The organism is Hydrogenophaga sp., assembly GCF_018780385.1.
Lineage (GTDB): Bacteria > Pseudomonadota > Gammaproteobacteria > Burkholderiales > Burkholderiaceae_C > Hydrogenophaga.
Genome location: NZ_JADMJO010000021.1, coordinates 1 through 18,217, shown reverse-complemented (window position 1 = coordinate 18,217; position 18,217 = coordinate 1). Strand labels below are relative to the sequence as shown.

The window sequence follows — 18,217 nt, the reverse complement described above, 5'->3', positions numbered from 1 at the left end:
GCTTCTTTCCACCGCTCACGCCCATCACCATGCCCTCATCCAAACGCACACCTTCACGGGAAGATCTCACCGAAGACATGGAGTCCTATGTCGGAGGCCTGTTCTGGTACGGATTCCACACGGTCGCCGAAATCCATGTCCTGATCGACAAGGAGGCCGCCACCGACGGCGGGTTCGACCTCGACCGGATCAAGGCTTTTGCCGCCAACACGCTCGCGGAGAAACGCGCCGTCGAAGCGCAATGGCCGCAGACCACCGATTGCGACAAGCTCGACCGCGTCTTTGAGCAACTCAATCAGCAACGCATCTGTGCCCTGCAGTACGTCGGCGACACCATGGACGATGGCTATGGATCCGTGAGCGACACGATCAATGCAGACGGTGTGCCGGAAGACCGGTACATGGGCTATTGCTTCTATCACAGCCAGGACATGGACCGTGCCCTGCAAGGCGACGGCCTGATGCTGGCCTTTGGCTACCTGGACAGCGACGAGCCAAAGGACGCCGTTCCGGTTGGGCAGATGATCTGCGACGCCTTGCGGCAAGAAGGTCTGGAGGTGAAGTGGGACGGGACTCACAAACGCCGCATCGAGCTGCCAAGGCTGCGCTGGCAGCGGCGCACGCCGGGCTGAACGCAGCGCCAACCCACAAAGACAAGGCCCGCCTGGCGTCAAGCAACGCCAGGCGGGCCTTTGGTTTGAGCGATCAGTGCGGGCTCAAGGCTTGAGCTGGGCGCGGATCTCGCCGCCCTTGTGGGTGTTCGAGTGCACGTTCACGTACAGCGAACCCATGTTGTAGGCCGCCAGTTGTGCGGGCGTGAGCTTGGCGCCGGCCGGCACCACGTAGCTGTTGTCGCCAGTCTTGGTCAGCGGCACGATGACCGGGCCGTTCTGGCCGGCGGGCCCGATGTGGATGTGGGCCATGGTGCTCACCACGCCTGCCGTGGTGACGCTGCCGCTCACCGAGCCGTCGGCAGCCACCTTGATGTTGGCGGTGCCGCTGGCGGTGGTGGTCACGGGCGGCACTTCTTGCGCGCCGGTGAGTTTTTCGTCGCCGCGCACGGCGCTGGTCACCGAGCCGGTCATTTTGTCGACGGTGGTGCAGCCCATCAGGGTGGTGAGCGCGGCGGCGGCCACGAGGCCGAGCAGGGTCTGGGTGCGGAACAGTGATGACATGGGAACTCCTTGGATTCGACAACCGAACCAGGCCAGTATGGATTCGCCGCGCGGGCGGGTCATGGGGGTTGTCCCGGGGGTTGCCCGGACGTCACCAGCTGCCGCTGTTGGCCATGTCCACCCAGGGCTGGCTGGGGGGCAGGGCATCGCCTTTCTGCAGCAGTTCGATGGAGATGTTGTCGGGCGAGCGCACGAAGGCCATGTGGCCGTCGCGGGGTGGGCGCAGGATGGCCACGCCGTGGGCCTGCAGGCGCTCGCAGGTGGCGTAGATATCGTCCACCAGGTAGGCCAGGTGGCCAAAGTTGCGTCCGCCGGTGTAGGTTTCCGGATCCCAGTTGTGGGTGAGTTCGATCTGCGCGCTGTGGTCGCCGGGTGCGGCGAGGAACGCCAGCGTGAAGCGGCCTTGCGGCACTTCGCGGATGCGCACGACTTCCAGGCCGAGCGCGTCGCGGTAGAACTTCAGGGACGCTTCGAGGTCGGTCACGCGGACCATGGTGTGGAGGTATTTCATTGCGCTGATTGGACCGAAGTTGCAAGACCTTGTCACGGTCCGGTTTTTCGGGAACGCAGGAGATCGTCCACCGTGGGCACCAGCGCAAGCACGGCCAGCATCAGCGCCAGCGGCACCGTGAAGCCATAGCCCGCCTGCTTGAAGCCGTAGGCGCCAGCAATGCCGCCGGTGGTGAAAGCGAGCAGCAGACCGGCCAGCACCACCATGCGTTGGCGGTCGGCGCGCACCTTCAGGGGATGGTCGGGGTTGCGGTTCCAGTAAATCAGTTTGCCCAGCTCGATGCCCAGGTCGGTCACGATGCCGGTCATGTGGGTGGTGCGGATCACCGCATTGGAAAGCTTGGTGGCAATGGCGTTCTGCAGCCCCATGATGAAACACAGCAGTACCACGGTGAAGGGGATCAACAGCCCTTCGAAGGTGGACAGCTGGGCGCCGAGCAGCCCGAAGCAAAGGATGAGCGAAGCCTCCAGCAGCAGGGGCAGGGCGTATTCGCTGGAGAGCTGCCGCCGCCGCGCGAAGTTGACCATGATGGCGCAGCACATGGCGCCCAGCAGGAAGGACAGCACGCCCACGGCGGCGTCCACCACCAGGCCCAGCTGGCCCAGCGCCAGGTTGTCCGCCAGCGAAGACACCATGCCCGTGACGTGCGAGGTGTATTGCTTCACCGCGAGGAAGCCGCCGGCGTTGATGGCGCCGGCCACGAAGGCCAGCACAAACCCAAGCTCCCGGTTGGACTCGGCGGTGCGCTGGGTGCCGATCAGGTAGCGGGCGTAGTTGGCGGGCATGGAAGAGCCACGTTACACCAGAGCCGACGAACAGCGCTCAGTGCCCCAGCAGGTTGTGTCGCACGTGCAGCAGGTGGTCGAGCGTGCCGGCCTTGGCGCGGGTGGCGTCGCGGTCGCGCAGGGCGTCCACCAGCTGGCGGTGCTCTTGCTGGTAGGCCAGCCGGCGCTCGGGCGTGACGCTCTTCTTCTTCAACTGCCCCCAGTCGCCCTGGGCGCGCACCTGCTTCATGAGCTTGAACACGCTGGAGACGAAGGTGTTGTGCGCCGCGTCGGCAATGGCTTCGTGGAGCTCACCGTCCCAGTGCTCGAACTCCTCCAGGCTGCCGGCGCGTTCAGCGCTGGTGCAGCACGACAGCATGCGCGCGAAATCGGCCGCGGTGGCGTTGCGCACCACCAGGTCGATGATGGCCGGCTCCAGCGCCAGGCGCGCTTCCATCAGCTCGGCCGGGCTGGTGTGTTGCGCGGAGTCCTGCTGGATCAGGCGGCCCAGGCCGGATGGGGCTTGTTGCGCCACAAAGGTGCCGCTGCCCACGGTCTGCTCGATCAGGCCTTGCTGCTTGAGATCGGCCAAGGCCTTGCGCACCGTGGTGCGGCTCACGCGGTAGCCCTCGGCGAGTTCGCGCTCGGTGGGCAGGCGGTCGCCGGCTTTCCAGTGCCCGGCCTGCAGCTGGTTCAGGATGGTTTCGCGCAGGGAGGTCGAGATGGTCATGGTGCCGCCAATATACCAAAGCAGACCAATGTCCGACGCTCCTCAATGGATCGGTTTTCGTACGTGGAAACCCGGTGAAGTCATTGCAGATTCTGGTCTAACATCGGTTCTTTCTGGTATCTATTGGTACTTTTTGGTATTTTTTTACAAGGAGCGTCTGTGCGCATTGCCACGTTTGTTCATGAAGGTCAACGCCGTGTGGGTCAGGTCTCTACCGACGGTCAGAGCGTCACGGCCTTTGCGCTCGATGCCGCCCAGGCAGCGCGGGGCGCTTTGCCCCTGATCGAAGGCGCGGCGCAGGGTGCGGCTGTGCCGGCGCTGACCGGTCCGGCCATCGCGCTGGCTTCGGTGCGCCTGGAGGCACCGCTGCCGCTGCCCCGGCGCAACCTCTGGTGCGTGGGCCGCAACTACCACGAGCACGCCAAGGAGCTGCAGGCCTCGGTGTTCAAGGACAACAACGCCAACCCCGCCACCTGGCCGATCGTGTTCACCAAGGTGCCCGAGTGCGTGATCGCCACTGGCGACGAGGTGCAACTGCCGGGTGCCGCCGTGTCGGAGCAGATCGACTACGAAGCCGAGCTGGCGGTGATCATCGGCGTGGGTGGCAAGAACATCACGCGTGAGGACGCGATGAACCATGTGTTCGGCTACACCATCGTCAACGACGTGACCGCGCGCGACGTGCAGATGCGCCACCAGCAGTGGGACATGGGCAAGTCGTTCGACACCTTCTGCCCCATGGGTCCGTGGATCGTCACGGCCGACGAGCTGGACGGCCAGCACACCCGCGTGCGCTGCTGGGTCAACGGCACGCTGCGCCAGGACGGCCGCACCGAAGACCTGATCTTCGACATCCCGACCCTCATCGAGACCATCTCGCGCGGTATCACGCTCTATCCAGGTGACGTGATCGCCACCGGCACGCCCGCCGGTGTGGGCATGGGCTTGAAACCGCCCGTGTTCCTGCGCGCGGGCGACGTGGTCCGCATCGACATTGACGGCATCGGTACGCTGCAGAACGCCTTCGTGTGACACCTCTAAAACCAACAGGAGACCTCTTGATGAACCGACAACTTCGCAGCCTGTGCCTGGCCGCCGTGGCGGTCGCTGCCACCTGCGCGGCCGTGGCGCAAACCGCCTACCCGACCAAGCCGATCACCATGGTGGTGCCGTTCCCGCCCGGTGGCGTGGCCGACACCGTGGGCCGCCCCGTCGCCGAGGCCATGGGCAAGCACCTCAACCAGACGGTGGTGGTGGTCAACCGCGGTGGCGCGGGCGGCGGCATCGGCATGGCCCAGGTGGCCAAGGCCGCGCCCGACGGCTACACCCTGCTGATGGCGCTGTCGTCGGTGGTGGTGCTGCCCGAGGCCGACAAGATCTTGAAGCGCGCGCCGATGTACGAGCTGGACCAGCTGGTACCGATCGCTCGCATCACGGCCGACCCGACGGTGCTGGTGGTGCGCGCCGACAGCCCCTGGAAGACCTATGCCGAATTCATCGCCTACGCCAAGGCCAACCCGAGCCGCGTGACCTTCGGCTCGTCGGGCAACTACGGCACCATGCACGTGCCGATGGAGCAGCTGAAGGCGGCCACGTCCAGCTTCATGCTGCACGTGCCCTACACCGGCGCCGGTCCGGCGCTGCTGGGTTTGCTCAGTGGTCAGATCGAAGCCGTGGCCAGCGGCCCGGCCAGCGTGGCCGGGCAGATCAAGGCGGGCAAGCTGCGTGCCCTGGCGCACTGGGGTGAAGGCCGCCTGGCCCTGCTGCCCGATGTGCCGAGCTTCAAGGAACTCGGCGTGCCCATCACCTATTCGCAGTGGTCGGGCATCTTCGTGCCGGCGGGCACGCCGCCCGACGTGGTAGCCAAGCTGCGCGAGGCCGCACGCGCAGCCACCAGGGACGAGCGCACCATCCAGATCATGACCACGGCCGGCACTTCGTTCCAGCACCAGGACGCGCCGGAGTTCGACCGCTTCGTCAAGGAAGACGCCAACACCATGGTCAAGGTGGTGCAGCAGATCGGACGTGTCAACTGATGCCGGGTGTTCGTGCTTGTAAAAGGCGGCGGAACAGGGTGAATTCCCTAGGTTGAAAAGTTCGTAAGTTCGCTAACAATCACGCCAACGCAAAAAGGCAGGTTGTCGGCGTGCAGCAGGCCGACAACACAAGACACAGGAGCACGGATTTCCAACAGCCCCGCCGGTCGACAGGCCCGCGGGGTTCTTGATGGTGATCGACATTCATGAGCAACGAATACATTCTCGAGACGCAGGATCTGACCCGCGAATTCAAGGGATTTGTCGCGGTTGACAAGGTCAACCTCAAGGTCAGGCGCGGGTCCATCCACGCGCTGATCGGCCCCAACGGTGCCGGCAAGACCACCATGTTCAATCTGCTCACCAAGTTCCTGCCCGTGACCTCGGGCAAGATTTTTTACAAGGGCGAGGACATCACCAGCCACAAGGCGGCCGAGGTGGCGCGCACCGGCATGGTGCGATCGTTCCAGATCTCGGCCGTCTTCCCCCACCTCACCGTGCTGGAGAACGTGCGCATCGGTCTGCAGCGCAAGCTGGGCACCAGCTTTCATTTCTGGAAGCCCGAGTCCAGCCTCTACGCACTCAACGACGAAGCCATGGCGCTGCTGGAGCAGGTTGATCTGGGCAGCTTCGCGCAGACCCAGACGGTGGAGCTCCCCTACGGCCGCAAGCGGGCGCTGGAAATCGCCACCACGCTGGCGCTGGACCCCGAGCTGATGCTGCTGGACGAACCCACGCAGGGCATGGGCCATGAAGACGTCGGCCGTGTGGTGGAGCTCATCCGCAAGGTGGCGGCCAACCGCACCGTGCTCATGGTGGAACACAACATGAACGTGATCGCCAACCTCTCCGACACCATCACGGTGCTGGCGCGCGGCTCGGTGCTGGCCGAAGGCCCGTACGAGACGGTGTCCAAGGACCCTCGCGTGCTGGAAGCCTACGTCGGTACGGTTGAGGAAACGCAAGCATGAGCAAAGTTCTGCTGAAGGTCGCCGACCTCAACACCTGGTACGGCGAATCGCACGTCCTGCACGGCGTGAACTTCGAGATTCGCGAAGGCGAACTGGTCACGCTGCTGGGGCGCAACGGCGCAGGCCGGACCACCACCGTCAAATCCATCCTTGGGTTGGTGGGCAAACGCACCGGATCGATCCAGATCGACGGCGTGGAAACCATCCACATGCCGACCAACAAGATTGCACGGCTGGGCCTGGGCTATTGCCCCGAAGAGCGCGGCATCTTTTCGTCGCTGAGCTGCGAGGAAAACCTGATGCTGCCGCCCAAGGTGGGCGAGGGCGGCATGAGCGTGGAAGAAATCTACGAGATGTTCCCCAACCTCAAGGAGCGCCGCAACAGCCAGGGCACGCGCCTCTCGGGCGGTGAACAGCAGATGCTGGCGATGGCGCGCATCCTGCGCTCGGGCGCCCGCATCCTGTTGCTCGACGAGATCACCGAGGGCCTGGCGCCCGTGATCGTGCAGACGCTGGGCCGCGTGATCCGCGCGCTCAAGGCCAAGGGCCTGACGATCATCCTGGTCGAACAGAACTTCCGGTTTGCCGCGCCCCTGGCCGACCGCCATTACGTGATCGAGCATGGCCAGATCGTGGCCACGGTCAACAAGAACGAGCTCGAGAGCAAATCCGACATGCTCAATGAGTATCTGGGCGTCTGACGCCCTTCCACCAAGAGGAGACTTCCCATGAAACGCAAACTGATTTCGACCGCCGTGACCACCGCCATCGCCACCGTGCTGGCCGGCGGTGCTTCGTTCGCCGTGGCCCAGCAGGGCAAGCTCACAGGCGATGCCGTGAAGATCGGCGTGCTCACCGACATGTCGGGCGTGTACGCCGACTACGGCGGCCCCGGTGCCGTGGCGGCGGCCCGCATGGCCGTGGCCGATTTCGGCGGCACCATGTTCGGCAAGCCGATCGAGGTGGTCAGCGCCGACCACCAGAACAAGCCCGACATCGCCAAGAACGTGGCCCAGGGCTGGTTCGACCGCGACGGCGTGGACATCTCGGTGGAAAACCTGAACTCCGCCGTGGCCCTGGCCGTGCAGGCGCTGGGCAAGGAAAAGAACAAGATCACCATCACCACCGGTGCCGCCTCGGCCCGCCTGACCAACGCCGATTGCGCACCCGCCACCGGCATCCATTACCTGATGGACACCATCGCGTTGTCCAACGTGGTGGGCAAGGCCATCGTGAAAGACGGCGGTGACAGCTGGTACTTCCTGACCGCCGACTACGCTTTCGGCCACTCACTGGAAAAAGACACCGGCGACGTGGTCAAGGCCGCGGGCGGCAAGGTGCTGGGCGCCGTTCGCCACCCGTTGTCCACCGGTGACTTTTCGTCCTTCCTGCTGCAGGCCCAAACCTCCGGCGCCAAGGTCGTGGGTCTTGCCAACGCCGGTGGCGACACCGTCAGCAGCATCAAGGCCGCGGCCGAGTTCGGTCTGACCAAGAAGCAAAGCCTGGCCGCCCTGCTGATGCTGATCACCGACGTGCACGCCATCGGCCTGCCCACGGCTCAGGGCCTGTACCTCACCGAAGCCTGGTACTGGGACCTGAACGCCGAGACCCGCGCCTGGGCCGACAAGTACGCCAAGGTGATGAACAACCGCAAGCCGAACTCCAACCATGCCTCGGTCTATTCCTCGACCATGCATTACCTCAATGCCGTCAAGGCCGCCGGCACCGACGACACCGAGGTGGTGATGGCCAAGATGAAGGCCACGCCGATCAACGACATGTTCGCCAAGGGCGGCAAGATCCGCGAAGACGGCCGCATGGTGCACGACATGTACCTGTTCCAGGTCAAGAAGCCTGCGGAGTCCAAGGGCGCGTGGGACTACTACAACCTCAAGGGCACCATCAAGGGCGATGACGCTTTCCTGCCGCTGGCACAGAGCCAGTGCGCTGCCGTGAAGAAGTGATCCGAACGGAGTTGAACTGAGTTGACCGGGCGGGCCGTGATTCACGGCCCGCCCCTTTTCACCGGACTGCAATGACTGAATTATTTGGTGTGCCGATCGCAGCCTTCATGGGGCAACTCATGCTGGGGCTGGTCAACGGCTCCTTCTACGCGATCCTGTCGCTGGGCCTGGCCGTGATCTTCGGCATGCTCAACATCGTCAACTTCGCGCACGGTGCCCTCTACATGGTGGGCGCCTTCTTTGCCTGGATGTTGCTCAATTACGCTGGCGTGAACTACTGGTTCGCGCTGCTGCTCGCGCCCATTGGCGTGGGCGCCATTGGTGCCCTGATCGAGATGACCATGCTGCGCCGCCTGCAGCAGCTCGACCACCTCTATGGCCTCCTGCTCACCTTCGGCCTGGCGCTGATCTTCGAGGGCGCATTCCGCGAGTTCTACGGCTCATCGGGTCAGCCCTACGAGCTGCCCGAGATCTTCCGCGGCGTGTTCGACCTGGGCTTCATGATGCTGCCCAAGTACCGCGCCTGGGTGGTGTTCGTCTCCATCTTCCTGTGCCTGTTCACCTGGTACGTGATCGAGAAGACCAAGCTGGGCGCCTACCTGCGCGCCGGCACCGAAAACCCCAACATGGTCCGCGCCTTCGGCATCAACGTGCCGCTGATGGTCACGCTCACCTACGCCTTCGGCGTGGGCCTGGCCGGTCTGGCTGGCGTGATGGCCGCGCCTATTTACCAGGTGAGCCCGCTGATGGGCTCCAACATCATCATCGTGGTGTTCGCCGTGGTCGTCATCGGTGGCATGGGCTCCATCCTGGGCTCCATCCTCACGGGCCTCGCGCTCGGCCTCATCGAAGGCCTCACCAAGGTGTTCTACGCAGAACTCTCGTCCACCGTGGTCTTCATCATCATGGTCATCGTCCTCATGATCCGTCCGGCAGGTCTGTTCGGCCGGGAGAAATAATGTCCAAAGCCACCCGCAACGTATTCGTGGTGCTGTTCCTGGCACTGCTGGCAGCCCCCTTCGTGGGCTACCCCATCTTCCTGATGAAGGTGCTGTGCTTCGCACTGTTCGCCTCCGCGTTCAACCTGCTGATCGGCTTCACCGGCCTGCTCTCGTTCGGCCACGCCATGTTCTTCGGCTTCTCGGCTTACGTGGCCGGGCACGCCGCCAAGGTGTGGGGCCTCACGCCGGAGCTGGCCATCCTGGCCGGCACGCTGAGCGCGGCCTTCATCGGGCTGGTCACCGGCTGGCTGGCGGTGCGCCGCCAGGGCATCTACTTCGCCATGGTCACGCTGGCACTGGCCCAGATGATCTATTTCATCTGCGTGCAGGCGCCGTTCACCTATGCGGAAGACGGCATTCAGAGCATCCCGCGGGGCAAGCTGTTCGGCCTGATCGACCTGACCAACGACACGGTGATGTACTACGTGGTGGCGGCCATCTTTGCGGCGGCCTTCGCGCTCATCTACCGAATCATCCATTCGCCTTTCGGGCAGGTGCTCAAGTCTGTGCGCGAGAACGAACCCCGCGCGCTCTCGCTGGGCTACAACGTCGACCGTTACAAGCTCATGGCTTTCGTGCTCTCGGGCACCATCGCAGGCCTGGCCGGCGCGACCAAGTCGATCGCCTTCGGCATTGCCACCCTCACCGACGTGGGCTGGCAGATGTCGGGTGAAGTGGTGCTGATGACGCTGCTCGGCGGCATGGGCACCATCCTCGGCCCCACCGTGGGAGCGGCCGTGATCGTCACCATGCAGAACTACCTCTCGGGCCTGGGCTCCATGGTCTCGATCATCATGGGTGCAACCTTCGTGGTCTGCGTGCTCATGTTCCGCCGTGGCATCGTGGGCGAGATCGAGCACCGCTTTGGGGCCAAGAAGGGCTGAGGCCTGGTCCCGGCTCTGTGCCCAGACAACAAAAAACCGGCCGAGGCCGGTTTTTTGTTGTCTGGCGCCGTCTGTCTCAGGCGGTCGCTGTCTGGTGCGATGCAGTTTCGCGCGAAATGTGCGCCACCGTCTGCTGGGGTGAACATTCCGACCACAGCGCACGGGCACAACCTTCGCACTGGCCGCACTGCGTGGCCACGCCCAGTTCGAGCTGGATGTCGTCAAAGCCCATGCCCGAGCGGGCGCAGTGGGCAATGGTCTTGTCGCTGATGCGGCGGCAGATACAAACAATCATGGTGCTGGAGTGGTCTCGTGAATCTGAACGAATGATAATGAATCGCATTCAGATCCGCAAGACCGCTCAGCGGACAACCTCAGCCGCCAAAGAGGTCAGCTGACGGAACCCATCTGGCTCTGCAGGTAGTTCTGCAGACCCACCTTGTCGATCAGCTCGATCTGGGTTTCCAGGAAGTCGATGTGCTCTTCGGTGTCGTCCAGGATCTCCTGCAGCAGATCGCGCGAGACGTAGTCGCGCACCGTTTCGCAGTGGGCGATGCCGGCCTTGATGGTGTGCTGTGCGCCGGTTTCCAGCGCCAGATCGCTCTTGAGGATCTCGGGCACGTCCTCGCCAATGCCCAGCTTGCCCAGATCCTGCAGGTTGGGCAGGCCGTCGAGCGTGAAGATGCGGTCCATGAGCTTGTCGGCGTGCTTCATTTCCCCGATGGATTCTTCGTATTCCTTGGCCGCCAGCTTGTCCAGGCCCCAGTGCTTGAGCATGCGGTAGTGGACGAAATACTGGTTGATCGCGGTCAGCTCGTTCTTGAGCTGCGCCTGCAGATGGGCAATGGCCTGGGGATCGCCTTTCATGGGAATACTCCTTTGTGTTTGTGTCGTGGAAGGCGTTGATTGTCACCCGCGTGGGGCGATGCGGGAAGTGCATGCCGGCCGCTGTGCGGACCACCCTGGGATCGCCGGTGTTTCAGGCGCAAAAAAACCGGCCGAAGCCGGTTTCCCCCATGTCCGTGCGATCGGCTTCAGGCCGAGAGGAAGGCCCGTCCGGCGCCGCCCACGGAGGCTGCGCCGACCTGGCGGCCGTAGGTGGGTTGCTGGGCGTGCTGGGGCAGCAGGCTGGTCACGGCGCGCTGGCTCTGGGCGCTGGCGCGCAGCACGGCCTGGCGCAGGCGGGCGAACCGTTCAGCGGCCGTTAGCAGGGCTTGTTGCTGTTCACTGCCCGGCTCACCCAGGGCGATGGTCGGCGGCGCCTGTTGCAGCACCTTCTGCATGGCCGCACTGGCCAGCTCCACCGCAGGCGCATCGCCACGCAGCAAGGCGGCCTCCAGGGCATCGAGTTCCACCTGCAACGCGCCGATCCAGGGGTGGTAGTTGGTTGATGAGGTGCTCATGACAGGCCCGGATGGTGGTTGGGGAGAAATCAGGTGCGCGGGCCGAGCATTTCGGCCGCGTTGGCCAGCATCTTGTCGGCAATGGCTTCGGCGTTGACCTGGAAGCTGCCGTTGGCAATGGCGGCCTTCATGGAGGCCACCTTGTCGGCGTTGAACACGTCGCCCCCCGAGACCGAACGTGCTTCGGTGGTGGAGGACGAGAGGGTCACGGTCACACCGGTCTGGGGCTTGGCCGCACTGGCGGCTGATGCCGCAGCGCTGGCTTCGGCCGCCGCAGGCGCGGTGGCCTTCTGGGGGCCGCCGGCCACAGAACCAATGTACGAATCTGGTGATGAATCGACTTTCATGTCACTCTCCAAACCCCGAAGTCAGGGCCTTGTCCTGACTTTATCGGCCCGGGTTGTGAGAACTTTAATCAAACGCTCGTGGTGTTCGTCACAATTTTTCGGTCATCTGAAACGGGCGTGGCCGGAAAGAAACCTCTTTCACAACGCCAATTCGACCGTTTGGGCGTCGCGCACCACCCCGGTGACCACCCGTCCGCCGGGCAGTTTGACCCGGGCGTTTTCGCCCACCATGCCTGCCGTGAGTGCCCGGCCGGTGGCTGAAATGCTGAAACCGCCGCCTTCACCGCTCACGCGCACCTGCGCGCCTGGGGCAAAGACCTGGGAGGCGCGCACCATGTTTTCGCGCAGCGCCAGGCCCACCGTCAACGGAAAAGCCGCCTGCTGGCCGACCCAGCGCTCGGGCACGGCCAGCACGCCGGAACGCTGCTCAGCCCAGTCGATTTCGGCGATTTCGGCGTCTTCTTGAGTGAGGGTGTCGCCCGCGGCCACCGCGCGCTTGAGCACCCAGGCCGGTCCCCAGGCCTTCACCGTGACGGGCACAAACACGTTCCAGCGCGTGGGGCCATCCACGCAGCGCAGGCCGATGCGGCTGCGACCCCACAGGCGGGCGCCGTTGGGCAGGTGGGGCTCGACCCGGTTGCAGGGCGCCAGCTTCAGGCGCGCGTCCAGCGAGCCCATCACCACCTCGGCGCGCAGCGGCATGGCGGCGTCCTTGGGCATGGCGGTGGCCAGAGCGGGTGTGAGGAAGTCGTGCGCCATCTTCTCCAGCACCGCCGGCTCGTTCGCCAGTGCGTTCCCGCCGCACAGCGTCAGTGCCGCCAGGGCCATGAGACGGGCTGTGATGGACGAGAAGAAGGAGGGCGGCAGCTTGGGCATGGCCTGCACTGTAGGCCGCCACCGGTGGCGGGAAAGCCGGGAAAAGGCCGTCTTAGGGGTCTTTGTTCCGGCCATTGAAGACCCTCAAGATTTCCATAATTCGTTCAACGCCCCGGTGTCCGTGCCCTCTGAGGAAGGCCAGTCACCCGCCCCGCAACCCGTGCCCTGAGGTGAACATGCTTGAACAGATGACCGCCCGGCTGGACTTCCATGCCAACGCCCTGCTGCTGCGCTCACAGCGCCAGCAGGTCATAGCGAGCAACATCGCCAACGCCGACACCCCCGGGTACGTTGCGCGCGATTTCGATTTTGCGCAGGCGCTCAAGAACGTCTCGGGCAGCCAGGGTGGCGCCGGCGTGAGCCTCACCAGTGCGGGCCACATGCATTTGGGCACCACCAGCGCGCAAGACCCCCAACTGGCCTACACCGTGCAGACCCAGGCCAGCCAGGACGGCAACTCGGTCGACCTCGACCGCGAGCGCGCCAGCTTCGTGGACAACAGCGTGCGCTACGAGTCCACGCTGCGATTCATCAATTCGCATGTGAAAACCATGCTCAGCGCGATCCAGGGTCAATAGATATGAACACCCCCCGCGTCGCTTTCAGCGCCACCCCCCTCCAGGGGGGCGACAGCTTGGGCCGGCAAAGCCGGACCCTTGCTGTCTCTGGGTTTGGGTCACTTTGCGCCTCGTGCGTTTGAAAGGAATTCTCATGTCGATGTTTTCCATCTTCGGTGTTTCGGGCAGTGCGGTCAGCGCGCAGTCCCAGCGCCTCAACGTGGTGGCCAGCAACCTGGCCAACGCCGATGCGGTGGCCGGGCCCGATGGCAAGGCCTACAAGGCGCGGCACATCCAGTTCCAGACCATGCCCATGGGTGGCGCGGGCAACGCCGGCGTGAAGGTGAAGGACATCACCGAGAGCCAGGACCCGGGCCGTCGCGTGCACAACCCCACGCATCCCAGCGCCGACGCTGAAGGGTATGTGAACCACTCCAACGTGAACCCGGTGGAAGAGATGGTCAACATGATTTCGGCCTCGCGCTCGTACCAGAACAACGTCGAGGTCATGAACACGGCCAAGTCGCTGCTGCTCAAGACCCTCCAGATGGGCCAATGAGCCCTTGATTCACAGGAACTGACCCATGTTCATCCAGCCCATCGACACCACCAGCCTCGGCAACACGCCCGGCAGCACCACCGGTTCCGCGGTCAAGAACAACATGGACCCGGCGGCCTCGCAGGACCGGTTCCTCAAACTCCTGGTCGCGCAGCTCAACAACCAGGATCCGCTGAACCCGATGGACAACGCGCAGATGACGACCCAGATGGCGCAGATCAACACGGTCAGCGGCATCCAGGAACTCAACGCCACGCTCAAGGGCATGGCCACGCAGTTCGGCTCCATGCAGGCTTTGCAAGGGACCTCGCTCATCGGTCGCGAGGCGCTGCTGCCCGGCGAATCGCTGGCCTTCAAGGACGGCCAGGGCAAGGCGGCCTTCTCGCTCGAAGGCAAGGCCACCGACGTCAAGGTCGACATCATGGGCACCAACGGCGAGGTCATCAAGACCATCGAGATGGGTGCCCTCAACGGCGGATTGCACGGTTTCAACTGGGACGCCGAGGGCGTCGATCCCGCCACGGTCAAGGGCTTCAAAGTGCGCGCGATGAGCGGCAGCGAGCGCGTCGATGCCGTGTCGCTGCAACGCCTTTCGGTCGACTCCGTGAGCTTCTCCAGCGGCTCCATCTACATGCTGCTGCAGGACGGCAGCACCCGCGCCTACAACGACGTGCTCGCGTTCATGTGAACCGCTGACGCGCCACCTTCTTCCCACACCACTTCCCCCACCCCAAGGACATCACCATGGCATTCCAGCAAGGACTCTCCGGCCTGAACAGCGCCAGCCGCAACCTCGACGTGATCGGCCACAACATCGCCAACGCCAACACGGTGGGCATGAAAAGCTCGCGCGCCGAATTCGCCGAGCTGTATGCGAGCTCGGTCAACGCGGCGGGCGGCGCCAACAAGGGCATCGGCGTGACCGTGGCCACGGTGTCCCAGCTCTTCACGCAGGGCAACATCACGGTGACCGGCAACGACCTGGACCTGGCCATCAACGGCAACGGCTTCTTTGAAGTCACCCAGCCCAACGGCACCATGGCCTACACCCGCGCCGGCATGTTCAAGCTCGACCGCGAAGGCAACATCGTCAACCAGCAGGGCGGCCAGCTCATGGGCTACCCCACCGACACGGATGGCAACCGCCTGAGCTTTGACAGCCAGCCCTTGTCGCTGCCCACCAGCGCGCCGATTCCGGCGCGCCAGACCAGCGCCATCGTGGCCCAGTTCAATCTGGATGCACGTGCGCCCGTGGCCGCCAGCGTCACGCCGCCCACGCCGCTGACCACCTACGGCACGTCGGTCGTGGCCTACGATCCGCAAGGCATGGAAGTGCCGGTGGCCCTGGCCTTCACCAAGACCGGCAACAACACCTGGGAGGTGTACAGCAGCGTCAACGGCAGCACACCCGCCGCGTTCGCGCCGCCCCTGGTGCTGAACTTCAACGCCGACGGATCGCTCGATCCGGCCTCGATCACACCCGCGCCCACCCTCACGCTGGCTTCGCCCAACGACCCCACCGTCACCTTCCCGGTCACGCTGGACATGACCGCGGCCAGCCAGTTCGGCACCGACTTCGCGGTGTTCGACCTCGACCAGGACGGTTACTTTCCGGGCGAGTTCGTGGGTCTGAGCATCGACGAAGCCGGCGTGGTCACCGGCCGCTACTCCAACGGCGAGACGCGCGCGGCCGGCCAGGTCGCGCTGGTGAACTTCCGCAATTCGCAGGGCCTGTCGCCCTCGAGCGGTGGCAACTGGGGCGCCACCTTCGCCTCCGGCGAGCCGGTGCGCGGCGAGCCCGGTTCGGGCAACTTCGGCAGCATCCGCTCGGGCGCGCTGGAAGACTCCAACGTCGACCTCACCGCCGAGCTGGTGAACATGATGACCGCGCAGCGCGCCTACCAGGCCAACGCCCAGACCATCAAGACGCAGGACCAAGTGTTGAGCACGCTGCTCAACATGCGCTGATCGTCCCCTGATCTGAACCAAGGAGCCCCGCATGGACCGCATGATCTACACCGCGATGACCGGCGCCAATGCCGCCCAGCATCGTCAGCAGGTGCTGGCCAACAACCTGGCCAACGTGTCCACGCCGGGCTTTCGCGCCGAGCTCTCCACCTTTCGCGCCGTGCCCGTGCGTGGTGACGGTGCGAGCACGCGTGTGTTCGCACTCGAGGCCACCGCCGGCCACTCCAACACGCCGGGCGCGATCATGTCCACCGGCCGCAACCTGGACGTGGCCGCGCGCGACAACGCCTACTTCGCGGTGCAGGGGCTGGACGGCACCGAGGCCTACACCCGAGCCGGCGCGCTCGAGGTCAACCAGGACGGCTCGCTGGTCACCGCGCAGGGCCTGCCCATGCTCGGTGATGGCGGCCCGATCGTGATTCCTGAGGGTGCCCGCGTGGACATCGCCTCCGACGGCACCGTCAGCACGCGCGTGGGCAACCAGCCTTCACAACAGGTCGGCAAGCTCAAGATGGTCATGCCCGACGAGGACAACCGCTTGAAGCGTGGCGAAGACGGCCTGTTTCGGGGCGTGCAGGGTGATCCGCTGCCCGCCAGCGACGTGGCTCGCCTGCAGGACGGCGCGCTCGAAGGCTCCAACGTGAATCCGATGGAGGCCATGGTCGGAATGATCGCCGTGGCCCGCCAGTTCGAGGTGCAGATGCGCATGCTGCAGAACGGCGAAACCAACGACAAGACCGCAGCCCAACTCCTCAGCATGAACGGCTGACCCACTTTCCTTTGCGGAGCACACCATGATCAATTCGCTGATGATTTCCAAGACCGGCATGCAGGCACAGCAGATGCAGCTGGACGTGATTTCGAACAACCTGGCCAACGTGTCCACCAACGGCTTCAAGCGCGCCAACGCGGTGTTCGAAGACCTGATGTACCAGAACCTGCGCCAGGTGGGCGCCAACACGGCCGAGCAGGCCGAGCTGCCGACCGGCCTGCAGGTGGGCCTGGGTGTGCGCACCGTGGCCACCTCGCGCAACTTCTCGCAAGGCAGCATGCAGCAGTCGGACAACCCGCTGGACCTCGCGGTCAACGGCAACGGCTTCTTTCAGGTGGAACTGCCCGACGGCACCACCGGCTACACACGCGACGGCAGCTTCAAACCCGATGCGCAGGGCCGCATCGTCACCTCCAGCGGCTACCCGCTCACCGCCGGCATCACCGTGCCGGCCGAAGCGCAGAGCGTCACCGTGTCCGCCGACGGGGTGGTCACCGTGAAGCTGCCGGGCAACCCCGCGCCGCAGCAGGTGGGCAACATCGAACTGGCCACCTTCATCAACCCGGCCGGCCTGGAGCCCATGGGTCAGAACCTCTACACCGAGAGCCTGGCCTCGGGCGCCCCGATCAACGCCGCGCCCGGCACCGCCGGCACCGGCACCGTGATGCAGGGGTTTGTGGAAACCTCCAACGTCAACGTGGTGCAGGAGCTGGTCACCATGATCCAGACCCAGCGCGCCTACGAGATGAATTCGAAGGCCATTCAAACATCCGACCAGATGCTGCAGCGCCTCAGTCAGCTGTGATCGTGATCGGAGAAACCACCATGTTCCGTCTTGCCATCGCTTTGACCCTGGCCGTGCTCGCCAGCGGCTGTGAAACCATGAGCTCCAAGGTCGACCTGGAGCCGGTGAAGCCCGTGACTTACGCCCAGATGGCGCCCACCGCCAACCCGGTGAACACCATGAGCGCCGTGCCCAGCGGCGGCCTGTTCCGCGCCGCCAACTACCGGCCCGCGTTTGAAGACCCACGCGCGCGCATGCCCGGCGACACGCTCACCGTGCAGATCACCGAGCGGCTCAACGCCAGCCAGACCTCATCGGCCTCGATCGACCGCAGTGGCGAGATCTCGGGCGGCGTTTCTGGCTTCCCGTTCCTCAAGGCGCCGCTGCTGGACAAACTCACCCTGGGTGCGCAGTCGGACAACAGCTTCTCCGGCGACGGCAAGAACCAGAACAACAACAACTTCTCGGGCTCCATCACCACCACCGTGCAAGAGGTTCTTCCCAACGGCCACCTGGTGGTGGTGGGCGAAAAGCAGATCGGCGTGAACCAGAACGTGGACGTGCTGCGCTTCTCCGGCACGGTCGACCCCCGGCACATCCGCTCGGGCAACACCGTGTCGTCAACCCAGATGGCCAACGTGCGCGTGGAGTCGCGTGGACGAGGCGCGCAGGGCGAAGCGATGGCAATTGGCTGGTTGGCACGGTTCTTTTTGAGCGTTATCCCCTTCTGATCCCTGACCACAATGGGTCTCGTTCTGCCCACTGAGGAATTTGCGGTGAAGTCATCCCTTTCTCCCCTGCGTCTGCTGGCCCTGGCCCTGGTTTCACTGACCATGGCCTGGCCCGCCGCTGCCCAGTCGATCCGCATCAAGGAGATCGCGGCGGTGCAGGGCGTGCGCAGCAACCAGCTCACCG

At 64.7% G+C, this 18,217-nt stretch carries 24 protein-coding genes; 15 read left to right on the top strand and 9 right to left on the bottom strand.

Translation table 11 applies throughout. From position 1 onward, the window contains the following. The first annotated feature begins 77 nt into the window (after positions 1 to 77). Positions 78 to 632, top strand: a complete 555-nt coding sequence (locus IV113_RS09530; RefSeq protein ID WP_291083612.1) for a hypothetical protein — start codon at positions 78 to 80, stop codon at positions 630 to 632. Positions 633 to 716: 84 nt separating this feature from the next. On the opposite strand, the gene IV113_RS09525 is transcribed toward IV113_RS09530, so the two are convergent. The 4 genes from IV113_RS09525 to IV113_RS09510 form a co-directional block, all read right to left on the bottom strand. After that, on the bottom strand, positions 717 to 1,175 hold the full coding sequence (locus tag IV113_RS09525) for a CHRD domain-containing protein (RefSeq protein ID WP_363318596.1): 459 nt from the start codon (positions 1,173 to 1,175) through the stop codon (positions 717 to 719). 91 nt (positions 1,176 to 1,266) lie between these two features. Beyond that, on the bottom strand, positions 1,267 to 1,668 hold the full coding sequence (locus IV113_RS09520) for a VOC family protein (RefSeq protein ID WP_291083609.1): 402 nt from the start codon (positions 1,666 to 1,668) through the stop codon (positions 1,267 to 1,269). A 50-nt stretch (positions 1,669 to 1,718) separates the two neighbouring features. Then, positions 1,719 to 2,471, bottom strand: coding sequence for a YoaK family protein (locus tag IV113_RS09515; RefSeq protein ID WP_291083606.1), 753 nt, complete (start codon positions 2,469 to 2,471; stop codon positions 1,719 to 1,721). A gap of 37 nt (positions 2,472 to 2,508) precedes the next feature. Continuing rightward, the gene (locus IV113_RS09510) at positions 2,509 to 3,180 is read right to left on the bottom strand and encodes a FadR/GntR family transcriptional regulator (RefSeq protein WP_291083603.1); all 672 of its coding nucleotides are present in this window, start codon (positions 3,178 to 3,180) and stop codon (positions 2,509 to 2,511) included. A 159-nt stretch (positions 3,181 to 3,339) separates the two neighbouring features. On the opposite strand from IV113_RS09510, the gene IV113_RS09505 reads away from it, so the two are divergent. The 7 genes from IV113_RS09505 to IV113_RS09475 all read left to right on the top strand — a co-directional run bounded on the left by IV113_RS09505 (position 3,340) and on the right by IV113_RS09475 (position 10,036). Then, on the top strand, positions 3,340 to 4,212 hold the full coding sequence (locus IV113_RS09505) for a fumarylacetoacetate hydrolase family protein (protein ID WP_291083600.1): 873 nt from the start codon (positions 3,340 to 3,342) through the stop codon (positions 4,210 to 4,212). Between the two features lie 29 nt (positions 4,213 to 4,241). Beyond that, entirely contained in the window at positions 4,242 to 5,216 is a 975-nt protein-coding gene (locus tag IV113_RS09500; RefSeq protein WP_291083597.1) for a tripartite tricarboxylate transporter substrate binding protein, read from the top strand. A 206-nt stretch (positions 5,217 to 5,422) separates the two neighbouring features. Next, positions 5,423 to 6,187: an ABC transporter ATP-binding protein gene (locus IV113_RS09495; protein ID WP_291083594.1), complete on the top strand. Its 765-nt coding sequence runs from the start codon at positions 5,423 to 5,425 to the stop codon at positions 6,185 to 6,187. Beyond that, a complete protein-coding gene (locus tag IV113_RS09490; protein ID WP_291083591.1) occupies positions 6,184 to 6,888 on the top strand; it encodes an ABC transporter ATP-binding protein in 705 nt (234 codons plus the stop codon). The genes IV113_RS09495 and IV113_RS09490 overlap by 4 nt, the downstream gene beginning before the upstream one ends. A 27-nt stretch (positions 6,889 to 6,915) precedes the next feature. Further along, positions 6,916 to 8,151: an ABC transporter substrate-binding protein gene (locus IV113_RS09485; RefSeq protein ID WP_291083588.1), complete on the top strand. Its 1,236-nt coding sequence runs from the start codon at positions 6,916 to 6,918 to the stop codon at positions 8,149 to 8,151. Positions 8,152 to 8,222: 71 nt separating this feature from the next. Beyond that, complete coding sequence (locus tag IV113_RS09480; protein WP_291083585.1) at positions 8,223 to 9,110, top strand: branched-chain amino acid ABC transporter permease; 888 nt, start codon at positions 8,223 to 8,225, stop codon at positions 9,108 to 9,110. Next, on the top strand, positions 9,110 to 10,036 hold the full coding sequence (locus IV113_RS09475) for a branched-chain amino acid ABC transporter permease (RefSeq protein ID WP_291083582.1): 927 nt from the start codon (positions 9,110 to 9,112) through the stop codon (positions 10,034 to 10,036). Before IV113_RS09480 ends, IV113_RS09475 begins: the two co-directional genes overlap by 1 nt. Before the next feature lie 76 nt (positions 10,037 to 10,112). Here the strand turns inward: IV113_RS09475 and IV113_RS09470 are convergent, their stop codons facing one another. The 5 genes from IV113_RS09470 to flgA all read right to left on the bottom strand — a co-directional run bounded on the left by IV113_RS09470 (position 10,113) and on the right by flgA (position 12,662). Beyond that, the gene (locus IV113_RS09470; RefSeq protein ID WP_291083579.1) at positions 10,113 to 10,331 is read right to left on the bottom strand and encodes a (2Fe-2S)-binding protein; all 219 of its coding nucleotides are present in this window, start codon (positions 10,329 to 10,331) and stop codon (positions 10,113 to 10,115) included. Positions 10,332 to 10,426: 95 nt separating this feature from the next. Further along, positions 10,427 to 10,903 (bottom strand): bacterioferritin, encoded by a 477-nt coding sequence (gene bfr, locus IV113_RS09465; RefSeq protein ID WP_291083576.1) that lies wholly within the window; start codon positions 10,901 to 10,903, stop codon positions 10,427 to 10,429. A gap of 167 nt (positions 10,904 to 11,070) precedes the next feature. Continuing rightward, a complete protein-coding gene (locus IV113_RS09460) occupies positions 11,071 to 11,439 on the bottom strand; it encodes a hypothetical protein (protein ID WP_291083573.1) in 369 nt (122 codons plus the stop codon). 29 nt (positions 11,440 to 11,468) lie between these two features. Continuing rightward, positions 11,469 to 11,786, bottom strand: coding sequence for a flagellar biosynthesis anti-sigma factor FlgM (gene flgM / locus IV113_RS09455; protein WP_291083570.1), 318 nt, complete (start codon positions 11,784 to 11,786; stop codon positions 11,469 to 11,471). Positions 11,787 to 11,924: 138 nt separating this feature from the next. Next, positions 11,925 to 12,662, bottom strand: a complete 738-nt coding sequence (flgA, locus tag IV113_RS09450; RefSeq protein WP_291083567.1) for a flagellar basal body P-ring formation chaperone FlgA — start codon at positions 12,660 to 12,662, stop codon at positions 11,925 to 11,927. Positions 12,663 to 12,838: 176 nt separating this feature from the next. Between flgA and flgB the strand changes: the two genes are divergently transcribed. The 7 genes from flgB to IV113_RS09415 all read left to right on the top strand — a co-directional run bounded on the left by flgB (position 12,839) and on the right by IV113_RS09415 (position 18,033). Then, the gene (gene flgB, locus IV113_RS09445; RefSeq protein ID WP_291083564.1) at positions 12,839 to 13,240 is read left to right on the top strand and encodes a flagellar basal body rod protein FlgB; all 402 of its coding nucleotides are present in this window, start codon (positions 12,839 to 12,841) and stop codon (positions 13,238 to 13,240) included. Between the two features lie 133 nt (positions 13,241 to 13,373). After that, entirely contained in the window at positions 13,374 to 13,778 is a 405-nt protein-coding gene (flgC, locus tag IV113_RS09440) for a flagellar basal body rod protein FlgC (protein WP_291083561.1), read from the top strand. Positions 13,779 to 13,803: 25 nt separating this feature from the next. Then, on the top strand, positions 13,804 to 14,466 hold the full coding sequence (locus IV113_RS09435) for a flagellar hook capping FlgD N-terminal domain-containing protein (protein ID WP_291083558.1): 663 nt from the start codon (positions 13,804 to 13,806) through the stop codon (positions 14,464 to 14,466). A gap of 56 nt (positions 14,467 to 14,522) precedes the next feature. Further along, positions 14,523 to 15,746 carry a flagellar hook protein FlgE gene (flgE, locus tag IV113_RS09430; protein ID WP_291083555.1) on the top strand — a complete coding sequence of 408 codons (1,224 nt, stop codon included), beginning with the start codon at positions 14,523 to 14,525 and terminating at the stop codon, positions 15,744 to 15,746. A gap of 31 nt (positions 15,747 to 15,777) precedes the next feature. Further along, positions 15,778 to 16,515: a flagellar basal-body rod protein FlgF gene (gene flgF / locus IV113_RS09425; protein ID WP_291083552.1), complete on the top strand. Its 738-nt coding sequence runs from the start codon at positions 15,778 to 15,780 to the stop codon at positions 16,513 to 16,515. A 25-nt stretch (positions 16,516 to 16,540) separates the two neighbouring features. Further along, positions 16,541 to 17,323, top strand: coding sequence for a flagellar basal-body rod protein FlgG (gene flgG, locus IV113_RS09420; protein ID WP_291083549.1), 783 nt, complete (start codon positions 16,541 to 16,543; stop codon positions 17,321 to 17,323). 20 nt (positions 17,324 to 17,343) lie between these two features. Then, a complete protein-coding gene (locus tag IV113_RS09415) occupies positions 17,344 to 18,033 on the top strand; it encodes a flagellar basal body L-ring protein FlgH (RefSeq protein ID WP_291083546.1) in 690 nt (229 codons plus the stop codon). The last annotated feature ends 184 nt before the right edge of the window (positions 18,034 to 18,217 follow it).